Origin of the sequence: Solihabitans fulvus (assembly GCF_008386585.1) — a bacterium.
Classification (GTDB): Bacteria; Actinomycetota; Actinomycetes; order Mycobacteriales; family Pseudonocardiaceae; genus Solihabitans; species Solihabitans fulvus.
This window is the reverse complement of record NZ_VUOB01000219.1, coordinates 1-864: the sequence shown is the minus strand read 5'-3', so window position 1 is coordinate 864 and position 864 is coordinate 1. Positions and strand designations below refer to the sequence as shown.

1 protein-coding gene is annotated in these 864 nt (G+C 46.9%); it reads left to right on the top strand.

The genetic code is table 11. From position 1 onward, the window contains the following. Positions 1-795 (top strand): hypothetical protein (locus F0L68_RS45680; protein ID WP_149822409.1); only part of this gene is annotated, 795 nt, incomplete at its 5' end. Between the last annotated feature and the right edge of the window lie 69 nt (positions 796-864).

The following is an 864-nucleotide window of genomic DNA, read 5'->3' as shown; positions in this document are numbered from 1 at the left end:
TTCAAAGATAACCACTGCGCCAAGATGAGACTGACTTTGTTTGCCTTCGTCCTCGCCGTGTGTGCGCTGGCTTCTAACGCCACACTTGCACCAAGAACTGATGACGTACTGGCAGAGCAGCTGTATATGAGTGTCGTCATTGGTGAATACGAGACCGCTATCGCCAAATGCTCTGAATATCTGAAGGAAAAGAAGGGAGAGGTTATCAAGGAAGCCGTGAAGCGTCTGATCGAAAACGGCAAGAGGAACACCATGGACTTCGCCTACCAGTTATGGACAAAGGATGGAAAGGAAATCGTCAAATCTTACTTCCCCATCCAGTTTAGAGTGATCTTCACCGAGCAGACTGTCAAGCTCATAAACAAAAGGGACCATCACGCCCTCAAGTTGATCGACCAACAAAACCACAACAAAATTGCATTCGGTGACTCCAAAGACAAAACCAGCAAGAAAGTCTCCTGGAAGTTTACCCCCGTGTTGGAAAACAACAGAGTATACTTCAAGATCATGTCCACCGAGGACAAACAGTACCTGAAGCTCGATAACACGAAAGGTTCTAGTGATGACCGTATCATCTACGGTGATAGCACCGCTGACACCTTCAAACACCACTGGTACCTTGAGCCCTCCATGTACGAAAGCGACGTCATGTTCTTCGTCTACAACCGAGAGTACAACAGTGTTATGACACTTGATGAAGATATGGCCGCCAACGAAGACCGTGAAGCCTTGGGCCACAGCGGCGAAGTTTCCGGTTATCCCCAACTTTTTGCATGGTACATCGTCCCCTACTAAGCGTTGTTGTAAAAGGTTCTGCCGATTAATATGTTGAAAACCAAATTAACACGAATAAAGCTGAAGCTG